The following is a 23,759-nucleotide window of genomic DNA, read 5'->3' as shown; positions in this document are numbered from 1 at the left end:
GACTAGGCTGGTCGGCGTGCAGCACGTTGCGGGATGGTGGGACAGCTTCGAACTGTGGGTGGCCGGTTTGCCGTTCATCCCGCAGTTCCTGGTGGTGCTGACCGGCATGGTGCCGGTCAGCTTCGCGCTGGCCTATCTGCTCGACCGGCTGCTGCGGACGGTGTTCCGGGCGCTCGGCCGGGAGGCGGAGTCCGCGGAAGAACCGAATCCCGCATCCCGGGCCGCCGGCCCGGCGCAGAACGGAGCTCACTGATGCCTCGCTCGCGTGTCCAGCTCGCGCTGATCGCCCTGCTGGTCCTCGTCGCCGTCGCCTGGTTCCTCACTCGCTGATCCACGGCGGACCCGCCGGTTCCCGGCAGCGCAGCGGTCACCAGGCCCGGGATCATTCCGACCGGCCGCCCCGCCATTCGCCGAACCGCTTACCGAGGTCGCTGACGGTGCGGCCGACCTCCTGGCCGACTGTCCCGACGGCCTCGCCGACATCGCGGCCCACCGTGCGGATCGTCTTGATCAGCGGATCGGCGGAGGCATCGAAGTTCTTCCGGTAGCTGCGGGCGGCTTCCTTCATCTCGTCGGTGATCCGGGCCTCCCGGTCCTGGCCGCGGCGCGGATAGTCGCCGCCGAGGACCCGGTCGTAGTCGCCCGACTGGATCCATTTGCGCAGTTCGGCGGCTCGCAGCACCGCGAACGGATGCGACTGCAGCTCCAGGTTCAGCAGTTTGAGCACCCCGTCGCGCAGGTCGCCCGACCGCTCGTAGTCGTCGGCCTGGGCCAGGAAGGCGCCGTGGTTCATCTCCTCGATCCAGGTGCCGCCCGCCGTCTTCATATGCACCCGCACCGACGCCGACACGTCCTGGCTGCACAGCAGCCCGGCCCGGTCGCCGGACAGTTCGGATTTGCGGCTCCATTCCATGAGCGCGGCCACGATCGCGCGCAGTGCCCAGCCGCCGATCGGCATCCAGCCGAAGGTGGCCGACACCCGCAGCAGATGCATGAGCATTGTTCGGTACACCGCGTGCCCGGACAGCGCATGCCCGAGTTCGTGTCCGATCGTGAACCGCAGTTCCTCGGTGTCCATCAGATCGATCAGGCCGGTGGTCAGCACGATGAACGGGCGGTCCATGCCGATGGTGAACGCGTTCACCATCGGGCTCTGCAGCACGAACATCTCCGGTGTCTCCGGGGCGTCCAGGATCTCCGCGCAGTCCGCGCGCAGCTGGTGCAGGCTGCGGAACTGGCGTTCGTCGACGCGGACCGCGGTCGCCAGATAGAGCAGCCGGTACTGGCGTTCCTGCAGCAGCCCCGACAGCGTCCGCAGCACCGTGTCGAATCCGGCCAGCGAGCGCAAGGTCACCAGGGCCGTGCGGTCGGCCGGATGTTCCCAGGCACGGGTGCTGATCTCGGGCAGTCGGACACGGACCCGGTCCGGTGCGGCAGTCATGTGGAAACCCCCTGGAGTCGAAATCGATGTACTTGCTACAGTCTGCCGGTGTCGTCGAGTGCCGTCCCGCGTGTCCGCCATGAGCTGGCGTTGATCGCTGTCGGCAATCTGTCCGTCGCCGATATCCACTGTCGCTGAGCGCGTATCCGCGCGGTCGATGTGCCCCGGTAGACTACCTGCGTTTGCCCGGCCGCGAACCCCTCCGCGGTGTGCCCGCCGACGGCTGCCCGACGAATCTCCGGCGGCCGGGCACACCTTGTCCGAAAGGTCTCAACTCGATGTCCCGCAACGCCTGGTTCGCCGCACTCGCCGTGCTCGCGTCGGTGGCGGTGACCGCGTGCGGTGGCGGCGCCGACGACACCCTCGACGGCAGCGGCAGCGCGGACGGCAGCGCCGGCTCGGTCACGCTGTTCGCCTATGCGGTGCCCAAACCGGGATACGAGGAAGTGATTCCGGCATTCAACCGGAGCGAGGCCGGTGCCGGTGTCGAGGTGAAACAGTCCTATGGCGCTTCCGGTACCCAATCCCGCAAGGTCCGCGACGGGGCCCGCGGCGACGTGGTCAGTTTCTCGGTCGAACCCGATATGACCCGGCTGGTCGACGCCGGTCTGGTCGACCCGGACTGGAACGGCGACGCCACCCACGGCGTTCCGTTCGGCTCGGTGGTGGCGCTGGTGGTGCGCGAGGGAAACCCGAAGGACATCCGGGACTGGTCCGATCTGCTGCGCCCGGACGTATCCGTGGTGACCCCGAACCCGCTCAGCTCCGGTTCGGCCAAATGGAATCTGCTGGCCCCGTACGCCGCGATGAGCAACGGTGGTGCCGAGCCGCAGCGCGGCCTCGACTACCTGACCGAACTGCTCGGTGAACATGTGACCGTGCAGCCCGCATCGGGCCGCGAAGCCACCGAGGTGTTCCTGCAGGGTTCCGGCGATGTGCTGATCAGCTACGAGAACGAGGCGATCTTCACCGAACGCCAGGGTGAACCGGTCGAATATGTGGTCCCGCCGACGACGTTCGCGATCGAGAATCCGGTGGCGGTGCTGAACAACGCCCGCAACCCGGAGTTGGCGGTCGCCTTCCGCGACTTCCTGTACACCCCGGCGGGGCAGCGAGCCTGGGCCGAGGCCGGATTCCGCCCGGTCGATCCCGGGGTGGCGGCCGAATTCGCCGCCGAGTTCCCGCAACCACAGCAGCTGTGGACCATCGACGATCTGGGCGGCTGGGAGACAGTCGAGGACGAACTGTTCGACCCCGGAACCGGCGCGATCACGGCCGTCTACGAGACGGCCACGAAATAGACCAGCCGACCAGGCAACTGGGTGAGCACGCACACACGGGATACTCGACAATCGTGACAGACAGCAGTAGCGACACCGACACCGCGACGGGGTCCGCAGGCACACCGCAGCGCTCGACACGGCGGCGGCCCGCGCGGTCCTGGCTGCGCATCTCCGGCTCGGTGGGCCCGCTCGGCATCGCGACCGCAGTGCTGTGGTTGAGCATCATCGTCCTGCTGCCGCTGGCCGCTCTCACGGTCACCTCGATGGAAGACGGCTGGCCCGGATTCCTGGACGCGGTGACCGAGCCCGCCGCACTCGCCTCGCTGCGAGTCACCATCGGCATCTCGGCGGTGGTCGCACTGGTGAATGTGGTGATGGGCACGCTCATCGCCTGGGTGCTGGTCCGGGACGAGTTTCCGGGCAAGGCCGTGGTGAACACGCTGATCGACATCCCGTTCGCGCTGCCGACCATCGTGGCCTCCATCGTGCTGCTGTCGCTGTACGGACCGGACAGCCCGATCGACATCCAGCTGAATGCCACCCGGCCCGGTCTGGTGGTCGCCTTGGCGTTCGTCACTCTGCCGTTCGTGGTGCGTTCGGTGCAGCCGGTGCTGCTCGAAGTGGACCGGGAGGTCGAGCAGGCCGCGCTGTCGCTGGGTGCGAGCAACTGGATCACCTTCCGCCGGATCGTGCTGCCGACGCTGGCTCCGGCGATCATCTCCGGCGGCGGACTCGCCTTCGCCCGGGCGATCGGCGAGTACGGGTCGGTGGTGCTGATCGGTGGCAACATTCCCGGCGCCACCCAGGTGACCTCCCAGTACATCCAGCAGCAGATCGAAGTGGATCGGCCGGTTGCCGCCGCCGCCGTGTCGGTGACCCTGCTGGCCACGTCGTTCGTCACGCTGGTGGTGCTGCGGCTGTTCGCCGAACGCACCTCGCGCAGAGAGCAGGCGGCCCGATGAACCTGTCCCCGCTGACCCGGGTGTCGTTGCGAACCGTCGCCCTCGGCTATCTGTTCGCGCTGTTGATCCTGCCACTCGGCATCATCCTGTGGCGGTCCTTCGAACACGGCATCGGCACCTTCGTCGACTGGATCACCACCCCCGCCGCGATCTCCGCTTTCCAGCTCTCGATGCTGATCCTGGCGATCGTGGTCCCGTTGAACGTGGTGTTCGGCGTGGTCACCGCGCTCGCGCTGGTCCGCAGCCGGTTCCCGGGGCGCAGCCTGGTGCAGGGCCTGGTCGACCTGCCCTTCGCCACATCTCCGGTGGTGGTCGGCGTCGCGTTGATCCTGCTGTGGGGTGCCGGCGGGTGGTTCGGGGCCCTGGCCGACGTCGGGATCCAGGTGATCTTCGGCCTGCCGGGCATGGTCATCGCCACCATCTTCGTGACGCTGCCGTTCGTGGTGCGCGAGGTGGAGCCGGTGCTGCACGAGATCGGCGACGACCAGGAACAGGCCGCCGCGACACTTGGCGCAACGCCCTGGCAGACGTTCTGGCGGATCACCCTGCCCGCCATCCGGTGGGGCCTCACGTACGGCGTGGTGCTGACCGTAGCCCGGGCACTCGGCGAGTTCGGCGCGGTGATCATGGTCTCCACCGCGCTCCCCGGGGAATCTCAGACGCTCACCCTGCTGGTACACAGCCGCTATATGGATGACCACAACACGTTCGGCGCCTACTGCGCGGCGACGCTGCTGATGGGCATGGCCCTGGTCACCCTCCTCCTGATGACCTTCCTCGAACGCAAGCGGGGCACCGAATGATCACTGTGACCGACGCCCGGAAGAACTACGGGACCTTCGCGGCCCTCGACGACGTCAGCATTGATATCCCGTCCGGCGAACTGACCGCGCTGCTGGGGCCCTCGGGGTCCGGCAAGTCGACGCTGCTGCGTTCCATCGCCGGGCTGGAGAGCCTGGATTCGGGCCTGGTGACGATCGCCGGACAGGACGTGACCCATGTGCCGCCGCAGAAGCGTGATATCGGGTTCGTCTTCCAGCACTACGCCGCGTTCAAGCACATGACCGTGCGGGACAATGTGGCCTTCGGGCTGACCATCCGTAAGCGCCCGCGTAAGGAGATCGACCGGCGGGTCGACGAACTGCTCGGCATCGTCGGCCTGGACGGATTCCAGCACCGCTACCCGGCGCAGCTGTCCGGTGGGCAGCGACAGCGGATGGCGCTCGCCCGGGCCCTCGCGGTCGATCCGCAGGTGCTGCTGCTCGACGAGCCGTTCGGCGCGCTGGACGCAAAGGTGCGGACCGACCTTCGGACCTGGCTGCGCCGGCTGCACGACGAGGTACACGTCACCACCGTGCTGGTCACGCACGACCAGGAGGAGGCCCTCGACGTCGCCGACCGGATCGCCGTGATGAACAAGGGCCGCATCGAACAGATCGGTTCCCCGGAGGCCGTCTACGACCGGCCCGCCACCGAGTTCGTGATGTCCTTTCTCGGTGCGGTGGCCCGGCTGAACGGTCATCTGGTGCGCCCGCACGACATCCGGGTCGGCCGGGACCCGAGTATGGCGCTGGCCTCGCACGAGGGGACGGCGGAATCGGCCGGGGTAACCCGGGCCACCGTCGAACGGGTCGTCCGGTTGGGCTTCGAGGTCCGGGTGGAGATGCGCAACGCCGCCACCGGCGATCTGTTCGCCGCGCAGGTGACCCGCGGTGATGCCGAGGCGCTGAAGCTGGCCGAGGGGGAGACGGTGTACGCCCGCGCCACCCGGATTCCGGAGCTGGGCTAGCAGTATCCACGGCGCCGCCGTCGGCGGCGCGGTGATCGGGTGCGATGGCTCGTGGTGGTGCGCCGATGGGATGCGCCGCTGCCGGCCGGCGACTACGCGCGGTGTTCGCTGTAACGCCCGATGCATTTGGTGGTTCGCGCGTATCCCGGGCAGGTGTTGTCCGGTTCCAGTGAGTCGCGCCGGGCGGATCCGGAAGATTTCCGAGGAGGCGGCCGGTCGGTTTCGACGGCCGGTGCCGCCCGTACTCGCACAGGTAGGGGCGTTTCTACTCGCCAGTAGCTTATCTACTAGGGATTTTGCCGGATTCTGCGCGGCAGAAACGGCTACCGCGGGAGTTGACGTGACTCTTCGTAGGTGTAACTATTGGAAACAGTAAACGTCCCTTGAGAGAGGCAGTGACGACGATGTCTGCGCCCACCACCCCTGAGGTCGACCCGGTGATCGCCGAGGCTCAGGCGTACGCCGAGAAGTTGCTGATGCTGTCGGAGGCTTCGGTCGACCGGCACTTCGACCCGTTCGAGGACATCGACTGGGATAACCCCGACTTCGATCCGGACTGCAAGCCGGAACGCTGGATCCTGGTGGAGTCGGCGGACCCGATCGGCCGGCACCCGTGGTACCAGTCGCTGCCCGAGGACGTGAAGATCGAGATCGGCAAGGTCCGCCAGGCCAACGTCGCCAAGGTCGGCCTGCAGTTCGAGTCGATCCTGATCGTCGGCATGATGCAGTACATCTTCAAGCTGCCGAACAACTCGCCCGAGTACCGGTACTGCTCGCACGAGATGATCGAGGAGCACAACCACACCCTGATGTTCCAGGAGATGGTGAACCGCGTCGCCGACGTGCCGGGCATGAACCCGCTCGTGCGGCAGCTGCGGCATCTGGCCGCCCCGGTCGGTGCGCTGTTCCCGAACTTCTTCTTCATGGCCGTGCTCGCCGGCGAGGAGCCGATCGACCACATCCAGAAGGACATCCTGCGCTCGGGTGAGGAAGTGCACCCGATCATGCGCGGCGTGATGGCGATCCACGTGGCCGAGGAAGCCCGGCACATCTCCTTCGCGCACGAGTTCCTGAAGAAGAACGTCCCCGCGCAGCCGAAGTTCAACAAGTTCGTGCTGTCCATCGCGATGCCGGCGATCATGTTCATCCTGGGCCGGGCCATCGCGACCCCGCCGAAGACCTTCTTCGACCAGTTCGACGTGCCGAAGAGCGTGAAGAAGGAGCTGTTCTACGGTTCCAAGGAGGCCAAGCAGGTCTTCGCCGACTACTTCGTCGACGTGCGGGCGCTGGCCGAGGAGATCGGCCTGATGAACCCGGTCGCCAAGCGGGTCTGGAAGCTGCTGGGCATCGACGGTCCGTCGAGCCGTTACCGTTCCGAGCCGCTGCGCTCGGCCAAGTACGCCGCCTGATCCGGCGCCGAGACCGAGACGATAAACCATGCCCTACGTTGTTACTCAGTCCTGCTGCAGTGACGCCTCGTGTGTGTACGCATGCCCGGTGAACTGCATTCATCCGACCCCGGATGAGCCGGACTTCCTGACGGCGGAGATGCTCTACGTGGACCCGAAGGCCTGCGTGGAGTGTGGTGCGTGCGCCACGGCCTGCCCGGTCGACGCGATCGTGCCGTCGAAGAAGCTGCGCGATGAACAGAAGCCGTTCATCGAGATCAACGCCGACTTCTATCGGCAGGCCCGGCCGCGGCCGACGCTTGCCAAGCCGGTGCCGGCCGCACCCATCGACACCGCCGACCGCGCGCCGCTGCGGGTGGCGATCATCGGATCCGGCCCGTCGGCGATGTATGCCGCCGACGAGCTGCTCACCCAGCCCGACGTCTCGGTGACCGTGTTCGACCGGTTGCCGGTGCCCTACGGGCTGGCCCGGCACGGTGTGGCACCCGATCACGGCCGCACCCGCCAGGTGAGCCACCTGTTCGACGTCATCTCCCGGCAGCCCGATTTCGGGTCGTATCTGAACGTCGAGATCGGCAAGCACGTCGGCCATGCCGAGCTGCTCGATCACTTCCACGCGGTGATCTACGCGGTCGGCGCCTCGTCGGATCGTAAGCTCGGCATCCCGGGCGAGGGGCTGGCCGGGAACGTGTCCGCCACCGATTTCGTCGCCTGGTACAACGGGCATCCGGATCACGCCGATGCGGCGTTCGATCTGTCGCAGAAGCGAGTGGTGATCGTCGGCAACGGCAATGTGGCCCTCGATGTCGCCCGGATCCTCACGGTCGATCCGGAGACCCTGGCCGGCACCGATATCGCGCCCTACGCGTTGGATGCGCTGCGGGAGAGCAAGGTCGAGGAAGTGGTGGTGCTCGGCCGCCGCGGCCCCGCCGAATCGGCCTTCACGGTGCCCGAGTTCGTCGGCCTGCTGGCCGCCGACATCGATATCGCCGTCGAGGGTGACGTGCCGGAACCCACCGCGGACCAGCCGTACAAGGTGGAACAGAAGCTGCGCCTGCTGCGCAGTGTGGCCGATCGCCCGTTCGGGGCTCGTCGGCGCATCGTGTTCCGCTACCTGTCCTCCCCGGTGGAGATCGAGGGCAGTGACGCAGTCACCGGGCTCCGGGTGGCACGCAATGAACTGGTCACCGACGCCGACGGCCGCACCCGGCCGGAGACCACCGGCGAGACCGAGACCCTGGAGGCGGGCCTGGTGCTCACCTCGGTGGGGTACAAGGGCGTCGCGGTACCGGATCTGCCGTTCGACGACGCGCGCGGCGTCATCCCGAACGAATCGGGCCGCGTGCTCACCGAGGCCGGTGGCGACGTCTTCCCCGGCACCTATGTGACCGGCTGGATCAAGCGTGGCCCCTCCGGTTTCATCGGCACCAACAAGTCGTGTGCCCAGGAGACCGTGCAGCAGCTCGCGGACGACTTCAATGCGGGACGGCTGCGGGAACCGGGTCATGACGCCCACGAGTTCGATCGCCTGGTGCGGGCCCGGCAGCCGCAGGTGAAGGCCGGCGGTGCGGTGGCGCCGCACGAGGGCCGGTTCAAGCGGCTCTTCGCCCGGAGCTGACACCGACGAGCCGACGCAACCCCCGCGACCACACCGTTTCGGTCGTGGGGGTTCCGTTGTGTTCCGGTCCGGCTCAGCGGGCGGTGAAGCCGCCGTCGACGGTGACCGCCGCCCCGGTGACGAAGCTCGCCTCCGGGCTCAGCAGGAAAGCGGCCAGCGCCGCGATCTCGGCGGGCCGGGCGATCCGGCCCAGCGGGTGCAGTGCCGCGATACCGGCGGCACCCTCCTCGGTGGCACCCATCGAGTTCCGGAAGGCCGGGGTGTCGACGGCTCCGGAGACCAGGGCATTGACCCGCACCCCCGCCGCGGCACCTTCCAGCGCGACCGACCGAGTCAGGCCGACGACCCCGTGTTTGGCGGCGACATAGGGCGCCACCGATTCCATGCCGACCACGCCCAGGTTGGAGGCATTGTTGAGGATCGCGCCGCCGCCGCCGGCCGCCAGCGCCGGAACCTGGTGCCGGAGCCCGAGGAATACGCTCGTGAGGTTCGTCGCCAGTTCGGTGGCCCAGGAGTCGTTGTCGATCTCGGCGACCGGTCCGTAGGCATGCACCGCACCGACGTTGTTGAACGCCGCATCCAGGTGTCCGTACTCGGTGAGGGCGGCATCGGTCAGCCGGGCGAGATCGGCGTCGACGGTCACGTCGGTCCGGACGAAGAGGGCCCGGCCGCCGTCGGCCCGGATCTCGGCGGCGACTTTCGTCCCTTCGGCGACGCCGCGGGCGCCGAGGACCACGACGGCGCCCTCGGCGGCGACTCGCCGCGCGGTGGCGAGGCCGATGCCCGAGGTGGCTCCGGTGATCAGTACGACGCGGTCGGCGAAGCGTGTCGACATGTGCGTAGATCCCTTCTGTAACAGGATTTTCCGATTCGTCCCGGCGATCCGGGTGCACTTCAGTCAAGCGGGGGCGGGGCGATCCTGCTGGCGGGATTCGGCCCTTGTATTGACGTGTCATAGACACTTGGGTTCACTGAATATAGAGGCTCGAGTTTCGAAGTATTCCTGGATTGCTAGGCATACCTAATACTTTCGATTTACCGGACAGTAAGTGTGCAGCAAATCGGTGAAACAAACCGGCAGAATGGTTTGTGGATCAATGCGTACCGATTACTCGTGGGTAGCTGAATGTGCCGATATGGCCACGGCTTTCGCTTGTCAACCGGGGTGAACATCCGGGATGAATCGGCCCTAGCTGCGAAAATGAACTGTTTCGATGGCACGCCGTGCCGTTTCGTATCAATTGAGCGGCGATCCGGCGATGTTGTGGTTAATCTGTGGTCGCTGTTTGGAAGACGACCGCGTACCACATGGTGCGTTCGCGTGCTGGGCGTGGTCACGGTGCGTTGACGGGATAGCAAATTGACCACAGGTCTGGGTATCAGTGTCGGAGCGGTGAATTCGGTGACGGCGGCGGTGGCCGACGACCCGATCAAGCCCGCGGTACGGGTGCGGCGCACGGCGCTCACCTTCGACGAATCAGGTGGCAGCCGCATCGGCGCGATCAACGAGTTCTCCGCCGCGGTCACCGGTTTCACCGACCTCACGCGCGACCCGGAGCCGGTGGTGCTCGGCGGACGGATCTACTCCCCGGCGGCATTGATCGCCGCTGTGGTACGTGGACTGCTCGAATTGGCCGAACCCGCTGCCGGAGTGGTGCTGTCGTACCCGGCGGTCTACACCCCGAAGCAGATCTCATTGTTACGGCAGGCCTTACGGCTGGCCGGAGCCGATCACGTCGTGATGATGCCCGAACCGGTCGCAGCGGCGGAATGGCTCGAGGTCCGGCACGGCCCGCTCGAGCCGGGGTTCGTTCTCGTCTACGACCTCGGTGGAACCAGTCTGGATCTGACCGTGGTGCGGGTCGGGCCGGACTGGACGACGCACCCGATGGTCGGAGAACCGGTGCACTCCACCGACTTCGGCGGCCGCCCGCTGGGCGAGATGATCGCGGCCTGCGCCGGGTCCGGAATCGAGGCCGGTCCCGGCGCCGTCCGCGCCATGGTCGACGCCGATGCGCTGCGCCGGGACCACATTCGAGACTCCTTCCCCTTGGTGCAGCAGTGCGTGGCCGGAGCAGGCCTGCGGTTGCCCGACATCTCCCGGATCCTGCTGGTCGGTGGTGCGGCCCGGCCACCCGAAGTGGCGCAGACCCTGGCCGAACTCGGCGCGCCCGTGACCACCTGTGCCGACCCGGGGCAGGTGACCGCCGCCGGTGCCGCGGCCTTCGCCGCCCGCACCCTGGCGCCCGTCGAACGGCCCGCCACCGGTGTCCCGCACGTCGCGGTGTTCTCCAGTGCCGCAGTGGTGTCCGCCTTGGCGCTGTCGGCGATGACCGTGTTCGGTGGACCGTTCGATCCGGAGCTGACACCGGCGCTGGATCATTTCTCCGGGCTCGGGGCGCCGAGCGACGCCCTGCTGTTCGACCTGGACGCGGAGACACTGACCGAACAGTACGACCGGATCATCCGGACCGCCGACACCGTGTCCGGTGCCTCCCGGTTCCTGGGACGAGTCCCGGCCGACGCCTACAGCCTGTTCGTCGGAACCACCGGAACCACGGACCCGTCGCCGCGGTCCGGCGCCGCCGACCCCGGCCACGACAGCCGGACCTGCGAGAGTCCGCTGCCATCGGTCGGCACCTATGCCGACCCCGCGCGCTTCCGGAACCCGCTGCCGTTCCTCGACTACCCGGCTCCGGATTCCGATGACGACCCGGATACCGACAACCCGGACGGCCCGGATACCGACAACCCGGACGGCCCCGGCACCGACGACCCGGTGACCGGTGATCCGATTTCTGATCCCGGCCCCGACGTGCCGGGGGTGGATGATCCGGACGTGCCGGGGGTAGATGATCCGGGCCACCCGGGGGTAGACGATCCGGACGATCCCGGGGCGGACGGTCCCGATGATCCGGCCGATCCAGGGATCGACGATCCCGGGGTCGACGATCCGGCTGAACCGGCGCCGGGTGATCCGGACCCGGTTGAACCGGCGCCGGGTGATCCGGACCCGGTTGAACCGGCGCCGGGTGATCCGGACCCGGTTGAACCGGCGCCTCAACCGGAGCCCGCCCCAGCGCCGGAACCCGCGCCCGAACCGGCACCTAACCCGGGCGACTCGACGCCGGAACCAGGAGACGGGTATACGCCGCCGGCCGGCGACGGTCTGCCCGGTGACGGCATCGGCGACGGGTCCTCCGGCGGCACAGGTTGGGACGGAGCCGATAGCGGAAACAACGCAGATGGCGGGTTGTCCGACGACGGCGGGTCGGACGGTGGCTACTCAGGCGACGGCGGCCATTCGAGTGGCGGTGCGTCGGGTGGTGGTTTCGGTGGTGATGGTGCTTCCGGTGGTGGCTTTGGTGGTGATGGTGCTTCCGGTGGTGGTTTCGGTGGTGGCGGTGCTTCCGGTGGTGGTTTCGGTGGTGGCGGTGCTTCCGGTGGTGGTTTCGGTGGTGATGGTGCTTCCGGTGGTGGTTTCGGTGGTGGCGGTGCTTCCGGTGGTGGTTTCGGTGGTGGCGGTGCTTCCGGTGGTGGTTTCGGTGGTGGCGGTGCTTCCGGTGGTGGTTTCGGTGGTGGCGGTGCTTCCGGTGGTGGTTTCGGTGGTGGCGGTGCTTCCGGTGGTGGTTTCGGTGGTGGCGGTGCTTCCGGTGGTGGTTTCGGTGGTGGCGGTGCCTCCGGCGGCGGTTTCGGTGGTGGCGGCGTTCGCTGATCGGTCGGCGCTGCGATGAGCCGAACGACTCCCGGCGCTCCGGAGAAAAGGCGCGCCGCGGTTCGCGCGCCGAGAAGGACGGCACTGCCGACTTCCTCGCCAAATCGCCGACATGCCGGAGCCGAACCGCACCCTGGCCACCCGGGTGCACGAACTCGTCACCACCACCGCCCCGACCTCCAGGTCAAGACTTGGTACGGCATGCCCGCCTACGCAAAGGACGGCAAGATCCTCTGCTTCTGAACGCGCTCCGGCGGACATCAGGGCAGCCGCGGCGATTCGCGCGGATCCGGGACCGGGGTGATCCGGACTCCGGTCAGCAGGCTCATCGCGTGCGCGGCGAGCCGGTCTACCTGGGACGCGTGTGGATATCGCGCTGAGTGCAGACCTGGGCGGCGGGTGGCTCCATGGTTCACCGACATGTGGCGGTGCCCGCACGGTTCTCGGAACGAATCGGACACCATGTCGGCGCCAACTGTTGCACGGGAACAGAGAAGTACCGGGGCCGGCTATGACGTCGTACCGAGCGTCGCGGGCTTGCCGCGCGCCTGGTCCCAGCACATCACCGTCGACGCGGAGAACCGGTACCCCCGCACCATCATGAGCCCGGCCGCCTGCTCTGGGCGGTTGCGCGTACTGCCCGACGGTGTCGGATATCCACCACTCAGTGCTGGGTGTCCGAACTCGTGGTCATGGCCCGGAAGTGCGGATTCGACATTATCCCGAGAACGTTGCCGAACGGATCCAGGACGGCGGCCGTGACGAATCCGTTGCCGTCCCCACGCGGGGTGATCGGCTCGTACTCGGTGGCCCCGAGCTCCAGCAGGCGCGCATGCGTTCCGGGCAGATCGGCGACGTGCCAGAACACGATGCCGCCTCCGCCGGGTGCGTTCCGGGCGCCCGCCGGAGCGTAGGCCCGGTTGATGATGCCGAGCTCCTGTTGCATCGGTCCCACCCGGAACTCGTAGTAGCCACCGGGTACCTCGTAGTAGGGCTCGATCCCCAGGAACTCCGTGTACCAGTTCTTCGCCGCAGCCAAATCGTCGGCGTAGTGGGCAGAATCTCCTACTGTGCGAGCGGACCGACTGGTGGCAGTGTTGTTGCTGATGCAGGCGCGGGGGCGGGTGACCGCTGCCGAAGTGGCCGCCGAACTGGAGGTGTCGGTGGCCACCGCGCGCCGGGACCTGGAAGCGTTGTCGGCGGCGGGCATCCCCGTCTATCCGCAGCCCGGCCGGGGTGGTGGCTGGTCCCTGATCGGCGGTGCCCGGACCGATCTGTCGGGACTGTCGGCAGCCGAGACGAGAGCGCTGTTCCTGCTGGCCGGACCGGCCGCCGCGGCCGCGCCGGAGCTGAAATCCGCACTGCGGAAATTGGTCCGGGCGCTGCCGCAGACCTTCCGGTCCGAGGCGCTGGCCGCGGCCGAGGCGACCGTGGTGGATCCGGCACGGTGGGGCCGCCCCGTGACCGAGCCGCCGCCCGTCGTCGAGCCGCTCCGCCGGGCGGTGGTGGACCGGCGCCGGGTGCGGCTGGTCTACCTGCGCCGCGGGGCCCGCACCGAACGCACGGTGGATCCGTGGGGCCTGGTCGACAAGGACGGACTCTGGTATCTGATCGCCGGGACCGGTAATGGGCGTCGAACATTCCGCGCCGACCGTATCGTAACGGTCGTCACACTGGACGAAACGTCCCGGCGACCGGCCGATTTCGATTTGGCGGAGGAATGGGCGGCGATCGTCGATGCGATGGAGAAACGGCGTGCCGCTGTCGCGGCCACCGTTCTGGTGCCCACCCGGTTGGCTCCGATTCTGGCGGATCAGCAGGGCCGGCACTGTGAACTGCTCGGCCCGGTGGACGAGACGTGGACCCGGGCCCGGATCACCGCGGATACCGCCGAGATGGTGGCTCGGCAGCTGGCCGGGTGGGCGGCCGAAATCGAAGTCGTCGAGCCGCAATCGGTTCGCGACGAACTGGGCCGGATCGGTAGCGCGCTGACCCGCAGATACGGTGCCCGGCCGGACTGAATGCGCCGCCGCGAATTTGCCTTCCGAGGGGCGGCCGGGATTGAATATCCCCGTCGGATCGAGCATCGATCCGACGAAAGTTCGCACTATTCAGCGACATTCGATGTATATCGGGGGTCGGGGAGGAACAGGGTTTATATGAACAAGATCGCTCGTCGGGTCGTTGCCGGTCTGCTGCCGCTGGCCGTAGCCGCGTCGATGTCCGGTGTCGCGTCCGCCGATCCGGGTCGGATCGCCGCCGACGCGCCCGCGCCCGTGGTGCAGGTCCAGGAGGCGGCGCCGGCCGCCGGACTCGAACTGCAGGACGTGGCAACCGATCCGAACGCGCAGAACTCCGATCCGCTGGCCAACGGTGCCGCGGCCGGTGCTGCGGTCGGTGCGGCCGGCTCCGGCGTGCTCGGTGCCGCCGCGTGCCTGCCGGGCTTCATCGTGATGGCCGTGCCGTGTGGCATCTCCGGTGCGATCGGTGGTGCACTGAACGGCGCCATCGTCGGTCTGCTGGTCGGCGCGATCGCACCGCAGGCGGTGCCGCAGGTGCTGCCGTGATCGGCTGACCACACGCGCAACGGCCGCAACGGACTCGAAGGTCCGTTGCGGCCGTTGTCGTTCGTCCGGCCGGTTGTCGTTGCCGACGGGACGCGTCAACCGGCCAGCGGCTGCAGCGGCGGCGATTGCGGGCGCCGGTTCACTGTGGTGTCGGTGCTGTCGGCCGAAGCGAGGTCCTTGGGCCGGGTCGTGGTCGGTCCGGGGTTGGTGTGGAAGGTGCGGGCGATGAGTGCGGATCGCAGGTACCACAGGCCGGACGACTGGGTGGGGTCCAGACCGGTGAGCTGGCCGATGCGTCGCAGCCGGTAGTCGACGGTGTTGGTGTGGATGTGCAGCAGGCGAGCGGTGCGCTGCCGGTTGAGGTTGTTGCCGATGTGTACCTGGAGGGTTTCGCGGAGCTCGGGGTGCGTATCGAGCGGAGCGAGCAGTTCGCCGAGGCTTTCCCGACCCGGGCCCGGGCGGGTGAGCTGGTATTCCAGGGCCATATCGGTGAAACGGTAGAGACCGGGGACGCAGTTGAGGCGGGTGACCATGTCGAGTACTTCGTGGGCCTGATCGGTGGCCGCCGGGATCTGATCGGTGGCGGCGGTCACCAGGGCAGCGAGGATGTCGACGTGCGCGACCCGGGACAGTTCGGCCACCAGAGCATCGAGGTCGTTGCCGTCGAGCAGGTCCGCCGGGATGAGAACGGTTCCGCCGTCGACCGAGAGCAGGGACAGCGCCTTGTCACCGCAGCGCCAGGCGAGTGCCGCCTGAACCCGGCGGAGTTTGCGCCGGGCGACGACGGTGCTGCTGAGCCGGGGATTGTTCTCGTCCGGGTGTGGCGGGATGGCGAGCGCGAGGACGGTGTAGCTGTCGGCGATGCTGATGCCGCATTCGCGGGCCATGGTCGACGTGGACTGCCCGGCGAGCAGGGCGGAGGTGAGGGTGTGCACCGCCGTGTGATGTTCCCCGACGACCTCGCGGTGCTCGCGAATATAAGCCTTGGCGACGGTGGAACTCATCAGGTCGAGCATCTGGACGACCATCCGGGAACCTTCGATGAGGCTGTCGTGGTCGTCGGGGGTGGCTTGGGCGACGATCAGATCCAGGCCGATGCGGAAACCCTCGTGGAAGGCATGCAGGACGGTGTCGATCGGGACACCTTCCCGAGCCCAGCCCGCGGCCGCGGCCGCGAGACGGGCTGTTTTACGGTCGATGTCGTGGCCGTCGAGCATTGCGCCGGCCAGTTCCAGGCACATGCGGGTGATGGTGGTGACGTCACCGCTGATGGCGTCGCCGGGAAGGGTGCCGCAGGGAGCGACATTGTCGACGAAGTGGTCGACCAATTGTCTGGTCAGGGTCCGGACGTCGCGCAGCGCGGTCGACATGGGCTTGCCGGAGACGGACAGGCTCGGCCGGGTGTCCTGGGGAGTTGTCATCGTCGACTTCCTCTCTGCGATGCCTCTCCGCGCGGGAGGTGCCACAGTGGTGCTTTCGGAGTGTGGACCCGATAAGGTGGTCCCGGTGTGTGACGGTCCACACTCCGCTTCCGTGCGACAGACTTTAGGATGAGTTTCCGCTCACCTTCTACTCCGCTTTCCGTTCATGGTGTCGCGTCGCGAGGAAGTTCTTCTACCTGGTGAAACGTCCTGAAGTTGTGCGTTTGTCCAGTTTTGTTGGGATATCGGCTCGATAACTACTCACTTTTTCGTTTCCGGCCGGTAGTGGCGTCCCGTGGCTACCTCGCGACCAGGGTGAATGCGGCCGTGCGCACCACCCCGGCATGCTTGAAGTCGAGGAAGAGGCGGTAGGTCCCGGGGCCGGGAACCGTTGTGTGGAAGGAGATCTGCGGGCCGGCGGGGGTACGGCCGTCGCCCGGGGCGCCATCCGGGTGGACATGCACGTAGGCCAGGTCACCCGCGCGCAGGATCACCAGATGCCCGAAGGCGGCGAGATACGGTTCCAGGTCGGTGACCGGGGTCCCGTCCCGTCGAACGGTCAGGGTGACCGGACCGCCGCTGCCGCCGAGCAGTTCCCCGTCCACGGCCACCTCGTAGTCGCCCAGCACGGTGACCCGGTCCGGTGCCGGCACCGGTTGCGGCCGGTAGTCGCCCGCGACCGCCAGGTCGGCGCCCAGCGTGATGGTGCGGCCCAGATCGGCGGGTGCGATATCGGTGAACACCCGGTACGCGCCGGCCTCCGGCAGCTCCAGCCGAACCGCCCAGGTGCCGTCCGTCCCGAGTTCGGGATGCACATGCCGGAATCCGTCGAGCTCTCGCCGGGCCACGATCAAGTGCAGCTTCCGGTCGTGGATCGGGGCGTACTCGGTGACCGGCTGCCCGTCGGGGCCGAGAATTCGGAACCGGAAGTCGATCGAACCCGGAGCTGCGACGGCGCTGTCGAGATCCAGGGTGTAACCGGATTCGGTGATCTGCAGCCCGCCGGGAACGTTGCCGTGGCTGCTGTGCGCGTGGTGCGCTGAGGACGTGTGGCTGCTGTGCGCGTCGTGACCGGGGGGTGTGTGGTGGTCGCTGTGGGCGCCGTGTTCTGAGAACGTGCGGTGGTCGCTATGTGGATCGTGCCCTGGGAGTGCGCTGTGTGTGCCGTGTCCCGGGTGTGCGTGATGGTCGGCGTGTGTGTCGAGTGCCGAGTGTATGGCGTCGTCGCGGTACGCGTCGTGTCCTGAAGGTGTGTGGTGGCCGGTTCGTGCGCTGTGTTCAGCGTGGTTGCTGTGTCGGGGTGCCGGCTTGTGGCCGGTGTGTTCGTTGTGCGTGGGGCGACCGGCGGTGGCTGCCCGGTCGATGTGGTGATGCCCGCCGGGCTGTGCGGACCGGTCGTGGGCGGCGTGGCCGGTAGGGGCGGAATCGCCGAGTTCGGGCCCATGGTCGCCAGTCGTGCCGGGGCGGGCAGGAGTGGTGTTGTGGGTGGGGGAGGCCGGGTGCGCGGTCATTGATCTGCCTCTCGTTCGGAGTCTGTCGACACCTCCGAGACTAATACCCCATGGGGGTATATGGCGGGTGAGATGGCTCACGTGCCCGGCTGATCGACCGGGGGGGGCGACGAGGCGTCGCGAAATGCGGCGAACGCGGTATCGGACGAATCGACCGGCACTGCCGCGCACGGGTCGGCCGGAGCAGCCCTGTTCGGGCAGGGGTCCAGTATTCGGTGGTCGCGGGCTGGAGTGCAGGGCGCCGGGGTGCGGTACTCGTGACGGCGTGGCTCGCCCGCTCCCGGGCTCTACATGGTGGTACTGCCGCGGTCGGTCGACGGCGGATGTCTGCCGTCATCGTGGCGGATCCGTTGTCGGTACGAGACCGCTTCGGGCAGTTCGCTACTCGGTCAGGCAGTCCGGGCGAGGGTGAAGGTTTCGGCGCGGGTGTACCGGTCGAGGATGACGGCGGTGAGGGCGGGATGGGCGCCGATCGTCGCCGCATGGGTGACGTCCGGGGCGGCCGTCAGCAGGCGGTCGGTCAGTAGCCCGGGGGCCAGGAACCACGGGGCCACGATGATCTGTTGTGCACCGGCGTCGCGGAGCCGGGCCACGGCCCGGTCGATCGTGGGTTCTGCCGTGGCGAAGCAGATTTCGGTGCGGTGCCCGGTGTGTCCGGACACGGCGTGCGCAACCGCTGTGGTGCGCCGGTTGGCCGCTGCGGAGGAAGAGCCGACCGCAGCGGTCACCAGGCCGACTTCGGAACTCGGTCGGCCGGGGTGCGATTCGGCGACCCGGTCGCACAGCGCCGCGATCAACCGGGGGTCCGGCCCCAGCACACCGGCTTGGGTCAGGCGCAGTCCGGGGTGGCGGGTGCGCGCGGCTGCGAGGAGAGCGGGCAGGTCGACCCGGGCGTGGTACGCACTGCCCAGCAGCAGCGGGACGACAACGGCCTCGGGATGTCCCTCCGTGGCGAGCGCATCGGCGATCTGGTCGACCGATGGAGCGTTCAGGTCCAGGAAGGCGAGCCGCACGGTGAGCTCGGGCCGGGCCGCGGCCACCATATCGCGTACTGCGGTCATCGTCGCGGCCGAGCGTGGATCCCGGCTCCCGTGCGCGACCAGGACCAGTGCCGGTGGTGGTGGTTCCGCCGGTGAACGATGTCGGCCGACGGTCCGGAAACCGGTTCCGCCGGCGGTGCCACCGGTGACCGCGAACGCCACCGGGGTGGCGCCGCGGTCCGGAGCGGATTCGGTCGGCATCAGGCCGGGGTGCCGACCTCTACCGACGTCAGCACATCGCCGACCAGCCCGGCGGCGAGGGTGTTGCCTCCGGACGGATCGATCAGCAGGAAGCTGCCGGTGTGCCGGTTCACCGAGTAGTCGTCGGCCGGGATCGGCTCGGCGACGCGCACCGAGATCCGGCCGATATCGTTGAGCTCCAGGGTTTCCGGGCTCGGATCGGCGGACAGTTGCTGCTCGTCGAAACGTTCGATGAGCGCACCGACGATGGCCTGGGTGGTCTTCGCGCCGTGCTTGAGCAGCAGCCGCGCACCGGGGCGCAACGGCTTGTCGCCCATCCAGCAGATGGTGGCGTCGAAGGTGTCGGTCGGCTCGGGGGCATCGCCCGGGGAGGCGATGATGTCACCGCGGGAGATGTCCACCTCGTCGGCCAGCAGCAACGTCACGCTGCGCCCGGCCTGTGCCACGGCCAGTTCGCCGTCGGGAGTGTCGACGCGTTCCACGGTGGTCCGGATGCCGGAGGGCAGCACGACGACCTCGTCGCCGGGGGAGACCGAACCGGCGGCGATCTGGCCGGCGTAACCGCGGTAGTCCGGGTACTCCGGGGTCCGGGGCCGGATCACGTACTGCACCGGGAAGCGCAGCCCGATGGCGTGCGAGCCGGTGTTGTCGGCATCCACCGGCACCGACTCCAGGTGCTCGATCAGCGACGGACCGTCGTAATACGGGGTGTTCTCCGAACGGCTCGCGATGTTGTCGCCGTGCAGGGCCGAGACCGGAATCTCGAGCACATCCTCGTTCGCCCAGCCCAGTTTGGCGGTGAGCTCGTTGAACTCCCGCGAGATCTCGGCGAAAACCGCCGCCGCGTCGTCGACCAGGTCGATCTTGTTGACCGCCAGCACCAGCTTCGGCACGCCCAGCAGCGCGAGCACCGCGGCATGCCGCCGGGTCTGCTCGATGACCCCCTTGCGGGCATCCACCAGCAGAATCACCAGTTGCGCGGTGGAGGCACCGGAGACGGTGTTGCGGGTGTACTGCACATGCCCCGGAGTGTCGGCGAGTACGAACGACCGATTCGGGGTGGCGAAGTAGCGGTAGGCGACATCGATGGTGATGCCCTGTTCGCGTTCCGCGCGCAGCCCGTCGACCAGCAACGACAGGTCGGGGGTGGACAGGCCCTTGTCGACCGAGGCGCGGGTCACCGCGTCGATCTGGTCGGCCAGGACGGACTTGGTGTCGTAGAGCAGCCGTCCGACCAGTGTGGACTTACCGTCGTCGACGGAACCGGCGGTGGCCAGCCTCAACAGGTCGGACATATCAGAAATAACCCTCTCGCTTGCGGTCTTCCATCGCGGCCTCGGAGACGCGGTCGTCTCCGCGGGTGGCGCCGCGCTCGGTCAGTCGGGATGCGGCGACCTCGGCCAGGATGGCCTCGTTGTCGGCGGCATCGGACAGGATGGCACCGGTGGTGGAACCGTCCCCGACGGTGCGATACCGCACCGACCTGGTCTCGAGGACCTCGTCCTCGGTCGGGCCGCCCCACACCCCGGGCGTCATCCACATGCCGTCCCGCTGGTACACGGGGCGCTCGTGCGCGTAGTAGATGCTCGCCAGATCGATGTCCTCGCGCGCGATGTAGCGCCAGATGTCGAGTTCGGTCCAGTTGCTCAGCGGGAAGACCCGCACATGCTCGCCCGGAGCGTGCTTGCCGTTGTACAGGTTCCACAGCTCGGGCCGCTGCCGCTTCGGATCCCACTGACCGAAGGCGTTGCGCAGCGAGAAGATCCGCTCCTTGGCGCGGGAGCGCTCCTCGTCGCGGCGGCCGCCACCGAACACCGCGTCGAACCGGTTCTCGGTGATCGCATCCAGCAGCGGAACGGTCTGCAGCGGGTTGCGGATGCCGTCCGGGCGCTCGGTCAGCCGGCCGTCGGCCAGGTACTCCTCGACGGCTGCGACATGCAGGCGCAGGCCGTACTTCTCGACCACCTTGTCGCGGAATTCGAGCACCTCGGGCAGGTTGTGCCCGGTATCGACGTGCAGCAGCGCGAACGGCAGCGGAGCGGGCCAGAACGCCTTCAACGCGAGGTGCAGCAGGACGGTGGAGTCCTTGCCGCCGGAGAACAGGATCACCGGGCGCTCGAACTCGCCGGCCACCTCGCGGAAGATGTGCAGCGCCTCCGATTCCAGCGCGGCCAGGGTGTCGAACTCGGTGATGCCGAGCTCACGGTCGGTGGTTCGTGTATTCACAAGCTCACTCCGGGTGGTGATGTCGGTCGCGGCGGTCATGATTGGTGCAATCCGCATTCGGTCTTGGCCAGGCCCGCCCAGCGCCCGCTACGCGGATCGGAGCCGGGTTCGGGCTTTCGGGTGCAGGGTGCGCAGCCGATGGACGGGTAGCCCTCCTCGACCAGGGGATTGACCAGGATGCCGTGCTGCTCGATATAGGCCTGCATCTCGTCGTCCGACCATGCTGCGATCGGGTTGATCTTCACCAGTCCGAAGGCCTCGTCGAAGGAGATCAGCGGGGCGTTGGCGCGAGTCGGCGCCTCCACCCGGCGGATGCCGGTGACCCACGCGTTGTAGCCACCGAGCGACTTCTTCAGCGGCACCACCTTGCGCAGCCGGCAGCATTCACCGGCATCCCGGGCGAACAGATCCTTGCCGAGCAGTTCGTCCTGTTCGGCGACGGTGTGCTCGGGACGGACATTGATCACGTTCACCCCGTATACGGCCTCCACCGCATCCCGGGTGCCGATCGTCTCGGCGAAGTGGTAACCGGTGTCCAGGAACAGCACATCCACCCCGGGGCGGACCTGGGCGGCCAGCTGAACCAGCACCCCGTCCTGCATATTGGAGGCGACGATGTAATTCGTGCCGAACGTGCGGTCGGTCCACGCCAGCAGGTCGGTGGCCGAGGCATCCGGGCCGAGCTCGGCGGCGCCGGCCTCGGCGATCGCCCGCAGTTCGTCCTCGCTCAGCTTCTCCGTGAGATTCGTTGTCACAGTTGCTCTCCCGTCCGCTATCGCAGGTCGGCCTCGTCGGCACGGACCGCCCACTGGGCGAACCGCTCATCGCCGTCCCGGTTCTTGACGAAGTTGCGCACCACGCGCTCGATGTAGTCGCCGAGTTCGGCGCTGGTGACCTTGTGCTGACGCAGCTTTCGGCCGAACCCGCTGTCCAGGCCGAGGCTGCCACCCAGATGAACCTGGTAGCCCTCGACTTGATTCCCGTCGCCGTCGTCGACCAGCTGACCTTTGAAACCGATATCGGCGATCTGCGAACGACCGCAGGAGTTCGGGCAACCGTTGATGTTGATGGTGATCGGCACGTCCAGCTCGGCGTTGATGTCGGCCAGGCGCTGTTCCAGCTCCGGGGCGAGAACCTGGGAGCGTTTGCGGGTCTCCACGAAGGAGAGCTTGCAGAACTCGATGCCACTGCAGGCGAGCAGATTCTTACGCCAGATGGACGGCCGGGCGTGCAGGCCCAGCGGTTCCAGTTCGGCGATCAACTCCTCGACCTTGTCGTCGGGCACATCGAGCACGATCAGCTTCTGGTACGGGGTGAACCGGACCCGGTCCGAACCGATGCGCTCGGCCGCATCGGCGACCTTCGCCAGGACGGTGCCGCTGACCCGCCCGGCGATGGGCGAGAACCCGACCGCATTGAGCCCGTTGCGCAGCTTCTGCACGCCCACATGGTCGATCGGCTTCGCCGGCTGCTCCGGCGCCGGACCGTCGATCAGCTTGCGCTTCAGGTACTCGTCCTCGAGTACCTGGCGGAACTTCTCGATGCCCCAGTCCTTGATCAGGAACTTCAGCCGGGCTTTGGTGCGCAGGCGGCGATAGCCGTAGTCGCGGAACAGCGCGACGACCGCCTCCCACACTTCCGGGACCTCGGCGAGCGGAACCCAGGCTCCCACCCGCTTGGCGAGCATCGGGTTGGTGGACAGGCCGCCACCGACCCACAGGTCCAGCCCCGGTCCGTGCTCGGGGTGTTCGACGCCGACGAACGCGACATCGTTGATCTCGTGCACCACGTCCTGCTGGCCCGAGATCGCGGTCTTGAACTTGCGGGGAAGGTTCGAGTACTCCTTCTTCCCGATGTAGCGCCGCACGATCTCGTCGATCGCCCAGGTGGGATCGATGACCTCGTCGAAGGACTCACCCGCCAGCGGCGAGCCCAGCACGACGCGGGGGCAGTCGCCGCAGGCTTCGGTGGTGTGCAGTCCGACCGCTTCCAGGCGCCGCCAGATCTCCGGGACGTTCTCGACCTCGATCCAGTGGTACTGGACGTTCTCGCGGTCGGACAGGTCGGCGGTATCGCGGGCGAACTCGGTGGACAACTCGCCGATGGTGCGCAGCTGGGCGGCGTTCAGCGCACCGGCATCGCAACGCACCCGCATCATGAAGTACTTCGCTTCGAGGATGTCGATGTTCTCGTCGCCGGTCCAGGTGCCGTCGTAGCCCTGTTCGCGCTGGGTGTAGAGGCCCCACCAGCGGAAGCGGCCACGCAGATCGCTCTTGTCGATGCTGTCGAAGCCCTGGTGGGCATAGATGTTCTCGATCCGGGACCGGACGTTGAGCGGGTTGTCGTCCTTCTTGCTCTGCTCGTTCGGATTGAGTGGCTCCCGGTAGCCGAGGGCCCACTGGCCCTCGGACCGGCGGCGTACCGGCTTACCGGTACGGGCCCGTGGGCGGGGCCGGGTCTCGGAGGTCGGCTGCGTGGCCGAACCGGCGTCGGTGCTCGACGTCATGGGGGCGCTCCTGCGGGGGTAGTACGTCCGTGCTGCGGGCACGAGGGGCTGGCTCGTGTCTGGGTTGTCA

The 23,759-nt window shown here is 68.0% G+C and carries 21 protein-coding genes; 11 read left to right on the top strand and 10 right to left on the bottom strand.

Annotated features, from left to right (window positions below):
* The first annotated feature begins 16 nt into the window (after positions 1 to 16).
* Positions 17 to 253 carry a hypothetical protein gene (locus tag AC1HFH_RS20045; RefSeq protein WP_480244326.1) on the top strand — a complete coding sequence of 79 codons (237 nt, stop codon included), beginning with the start codon at positions 17 to 19 and terminating at the stop codon, positions 251 to 253.
* Between the two features lie 129 nt (positions 254 to 382).
* Here the strand turns inward: AC1HFH_RS20045 and AC1HFH_RS20040 are convergent, their stop codons facing one another.
* The gene (locus AC1HFH_RS20040; RefSeq protein ID WP_480244325.1) at positions 383 to 1,441 is read right to left on the bottom strand and encodes a M48 family metallopeptidase; all 1,059 of its coding nucleotides are present in this window, start codon (positions 1,439 to 1,441) and stop codon (positions 383 to 385) included.
* On the opposite strand from AC1HFH_RS20040, the gene AC1HFH_RS20035 reads away from it, so the two are divergent.
* The 7 genes from AC1HFH_RS20035 to AC1HFH_RS20005 all read left to right on the top strand — a co-directional run bounded on the left by AC1HFH_RS20035 (position 1,376) and on the right by AC1HFH_RS20005 (position 8,502).
* Positions 1,376 to 1,579 carry an Ms4533A family Cys-rich leader peptide gene (locus tag AC1HFH_RS20035; protein ID WP_480244324.1) on the top strand — a complete coding sequence of 68 codons (204 nt, stop codon included), beginning with the start codon at positions 1,376 to 1,378 and terminating at the stop codon, positions 1,577 to 1,579. The two genes, AC1HFH_RS20040 and AC1HFH_RS20035, sit on opposite strands and share 66 nt — an antisense overlap.
* Before the next feature lie 140 nt (positions 1,580 to 1,719).
* The gene (locus AC1HFH_RS20030; protein WP_480244323.1) at positions 1,720 to 2,742 is read left to right on the top strand and encodes a sulfate ABC transporter substrate-binding protein; all 1,023 of its coding nucleotides are present in this window, start codon (positions 1,720 to 1,722) and stop codon (positions 2,740 to 2,742) included.
* A 53-nt stretch (positions 2,743 to 2,795) separates the two neighbouring features.
* A complete protein-coding gene (gene cysT, locus AC1HFH_RS20025; protein WP_480244322.1) occupies positions 2,796 to 3,686 on the top strand; it encodes a sulfate ABC transporter permease subunit CysT in 891 nt (296 codons plus the stop codon).
* Positions 3,683 to 4,489, top strand: coding sequence for a sulfate ABC transporter permease subunit CysW (gene cysW / locus AC1HFH_RS20020; protein WP_480244321.1), 807 nt, complete (start codon positions 3,683 to 3,685; stop codon positions 4,487 to 4,489). The genes cysT and cysW overlap by 4 nt, the downstream gene beginning before the upstream one ends.
* Positions 4,486 to 5,475, top strand: a complete 990-nt coding sequence (locus AC1HFH_RS20015; RefSeq protein WP_480244320.1) for a sulfate/molybdate ABC transporter ATP-binding protein — start codon at positions 4,486 to 4,488, stop codon at positions 5,473 to 5,475. The genes cysW and AC1HFH_RS20015 overlap by 4 nt, the downstream gene beginning before the upstream one ends.
* 404 nt (positions 5,476 to 5,879) lie before the next feature.
* Positions 5,880 to 6,884 (top strand): AurF N-oxygenase family protein, encoded by a 1,005-nt coding sequence (locus AC1HFH_RS20010; RefSeq protein WP_480247915.1) that lies wholly within the window; start codon positions 5,880 to 5,882, stop codon positions 6,882 to 6,884.
* Between the two features lie 28 nt (positions 6,885 to 6,912).
* Positions 6,913 to 8,502 (top strand): FAD-dependent oxidoreductase, encoded by a 1,590-nt coding sequence (locus tag AC1HFH_RS20005; protein WP_480244319.1) that lies wholly within the window; start codon positions 6,913 to 6,915, stop codon positions 8,500 to 8,502.
* 73 nt (positions 8,503 to 8,575) lie between these two features.
* On the opposite strand, the gene AC1HFH_RS20000 is transcribed toward AC1HFH_RS20005, so the two are convergent.
* Positions 8,576 to 9,337, bottom strand: coding sequence for an SDR family NAD(P)-dependent oxidoreductase (locus tag AC1HFH_RS20000; RefSeq protein ID WP_480244318.1), 762 nt, complete (start codon positions 9,335 to 9,337; stop codon positions 8,576 to 8,578).
* Positions 9,338 to 9,862: 525 nt separating this feature from the next.
* Here AC1HFH_RS20000 and AC1HFH_RS19995 point away from each other — a divergent pair.
* Positions 9,863 to 12,217, top strand: a complete 2,355-nt coding sequence (locus AC1HFH_RS19995) for an Hsp70 family protein (RefSeq protein ID WP_480244317.1) — start codon at positions 9,863 to 9,865, stop codon at positions 12,215 to 12,217.
* A 664-nt stretch (positions 12,218 to 12,881) separates the two neighbouring features.
* Here AC1HFH_RS19995 and AC1HFH_RS19990 read toward each other — a convergent pair.
* Positions 12,882 to 13,256, bottom strand: coding sequence for a VOC family protein (locus AC1HFH_RS19990; RefSeq protein WP_480244316.1), 375 nt, complete (start codon positions 13,254 to 13,256; stop codon positions 12,882 to 12,884).
* Positions 13,257 to 13,287: 31 nt separating this feature from the next.
* Between AC1HFH_RS19990 and AC1HFH_RS19985 the strand changes: the two genes are divergently transcribed.
* On the top strand, positions 13,288 to 14,238 hold the full coding sequence (locus AC1HFH_RS19985; RefSeq protein ID WP_480244315.1) for a helix-turn-helix transcriptional regulator: 951 nt from the start codon (positions 13,288 to 13,290) through the stop codon (positions 14,236 to 14,238).
* Positions 14,239 to 14,376: 138 nt separating this feature from the next.
* Positions 14,377 to 14,784 carry a hypothetical protein gene (locus AC1HFH_RS19980; RefSeq protein ID WP_480244314.1) on the top strand — a complete coding sequence of 136 codons (408 nt, stop codon included), beginning with the start codon at positions 14,377 to 14,379 and terminating at the stop codon, positions 14,782 to 14,784.
* A gap of 95 nt (positions 14,785 to 14,879) precedes the next feature.
* Here AC1HFH_RS19980 and AC1HFH_RS19975 read toward each other — a convergent pair whose 3' ends face one another.
* The 7 genes from AC1HFH_RS19975 to AC1HFH_RS19945 form a co-directional block, all read right to left on the bottom strand.
* Entirely contained in the window at positions 14,880 to 16,205 is a 1,326-nt protein-coding gene (locus AC1HFH_RS19975) for a PucR family transcriptional regulator (protein WP_480244313.1), read from the bottom strand.
* 299 nt (positions 16,206 to 16,504) lie between these two features.
* Positions 16,505 to 17,716, bottom strand: a complete 1,212-nt coding sequence (locus AC1HFH_RS19970) for a hypothetical protein (RefSeq protein WP_480244312.1) — start codon at positions 17,714 to 17,716, stop codon at positions 16,505 to 16,507.
* A 389-nt stretch (positions 17,717 to 18,105) separates the two neighbouring features.
* A complete protein-coding gene (locus AC1HFH_RS19965; protein WP_480247914.1) occupies positions 18,106 to 18,777 on the bottom strand; it encodes a sirohydrochlorin chelatase in 672 nt (223 codons plus the stop codon).
* Positions 18,778 to 18,956: 179 nt separating this feature from the next.
* The gene (locus AC1HFH_RS19960) at positions 18,957 to 20,252 is read right to left on the bottom strand and encodes a sulfate adenylyltransferase subunit 1 (RefSeq protein ID WP_480244311.1); all 1,296 of its coding nucleotides are present in this window, start codon (positions 20,250 to 20,252) and stop codon (positions 18,957 to 18,959) included.
* A gap of 1 nt (position 20,253) precedes the next feature.
* Positions 20,254 to 21,222 (bottom strand): sulfate adenylyltransferase subunit CysD, encoded by a 969-nt coding sequence (gene cysD / locus AC1HFH_RS19955; protein WP_480244310.1) that lies wholly within the window; start codon positions 21,220 to 21,222, stop codon positions 20,254 to 20,256.
* Positions 21,219 to 21,938 carry a phosphoadenylyl-sulfate reductase gene (locus AC1HFH_RS19950; protein WP_480244309.1) on the bottom strand — a complete coding sequence of 240 codons (720 nt, stop codon included), beginning with the start codon at positions 21,936 to 21,938 and terminating at the stop codon, positions 21,219 to 21,221. Before AC1HFH_RS19950 ends, cysD begins: the two co-directional genes overlap by 4 nt.
* A 17-nt stretch (positions 21,939 to 21,955) precedes the next feature.
* The gene (locus AC1HFH_RS19945) at positions 21,956 to 23,689 is read right to left on the bottom strand and encodes a nitrite/sulfite reductase (RefSeq protein ID WP_480244308.1); all 1,734 of its coding nucleotides are present in this window, start codon (positions 23,687 to 23,689) and stop codon (positions 21,956 to 21,958) included.
* Positions 23,690 to 23,759: the final 70 nt, after the last annotated feature.

Source organism: Nocardia sp. KT25-26 (assembly GCF_056627695.1).
This window is presented reverse-complemented; position numbering and strand designations above follow the sequence as displayed.

What these genes read in the sequence shown, in the direction of transcription:
- AC1HFH_RS20035 (WP_480244324.1), top strand. Translation starts at nt 1,376, where the DNA reads ATGTTCCCAGGCACGGGTGCTGATCTCGGGCAGTCGGACACGGACCCG.
- AC1HFH_RS20040 (WP_480244325.1), bottom strand. Translation starts at nt 1,441, where the DNA reads ATGACTGCCGCACCGGACCGGGTCCGTGTCCGACTGCCCGAGATCAGC.
- AC1HFH_RS20030 (WP_480244323.1), top strand. Translation starts at nt 1,720, where the DNA reads ATGTCCCGCAACGCCTGGTTCGCCGCACTCGCCGTGCTCGCGTCGGTG.
- cysW (WP_480244321.1), top strand. Translation starts at nt 3,683, where the DNA reads ATGAACCTGTCCCCGCTGACCCGGGTGTCGTTGCGAACCGTCGCCCTC.
- AC1HFH_RS20015 (WP_480244320.1), top strand. Translation starts at nt 4,486, where the DNA reads ATGATCACTGTGACCGACGCCCGGAAGAACTACGGGACCTTCGCGGCC.
- AC1HFH_RS20010 (WP_480247915.1), top strand. Translation starts at nt 5,880, where the DNA reads ATGTCTGCGCCCACCACCCCTGAGGTCGACCCGGTGATCGCCGAGGCT.
- AC1HFH_RS20005 (WP_480244319.1), top strand. Translation starts at nt 6,913, where the DNA reads ATGCCCTACGTTGTTACTCAGTCCTGCTGCAGTGACGCCTCGTGTGTG.
- AC1HFH_RS20000 (WP_480244318.1), bottom strand. Translation starts at nt 9,337, where the DNA reads ATGTCGACACGCTTCGCCGACCGCGTCGTACTGATCACCGGAGCCACC.
- AC1HFH_RS19980 (WP_480244314.1), top strand. Translation starts at nt 14,377, where the DNA reads ATGAACAAGATCGCTCGTCGGGTCGTTGCCGGTCTGCTGCCGCTGGCC.
- AC1HFH_RS19975 (WP_480244313.1), bottom strand. Translation starts at nt 16,205, where the DNA reads ATGACAACTCCCCAGGACACCCGGCCGAGCCTGTCCGTCTCCGGCAAG.
- AC1HFH_RS19970 (WP_480244312.1), bottom strand. Translation starts at nt 17,716, where the DNA reads ATGACCGCGCACCCGGCCTCCCCCACCCACAACACCACTCCTGCCCGC.
- AC1HFH_RS19965 (WP_480247914.1), bottom strand. Translation starts at nt 18,777, where the DNA reads ATGACCGCAGTACGCGATATGGTGGCCGCGGCCCGGCCCGAGCTCACC.
- AC1HFH_RS19960 (WP_480244311.1), bottom strand. Translation starts at nt 20,252, where the DNA reads ATGTCCGACCTGTTGAGGCTGGCCACCGCCGGTTCCGTCGACGACGGT.
- cysD (WP_480244310.1), bottom strand. Translation starts at nt 21,222, where the DNA reads ATGACCGCCGCGACCGACATCACCACCCGGAGTGAGCTTGTGAATACA.
- AC1HFH_RS19945 (WP_480244308.1), bottom strand. Translation starts at nt 23,689, where the DNA reads ATGACGTCGAGCACCGACGCCGGTTCGGCCACGCAGCCGACCTCCGAG.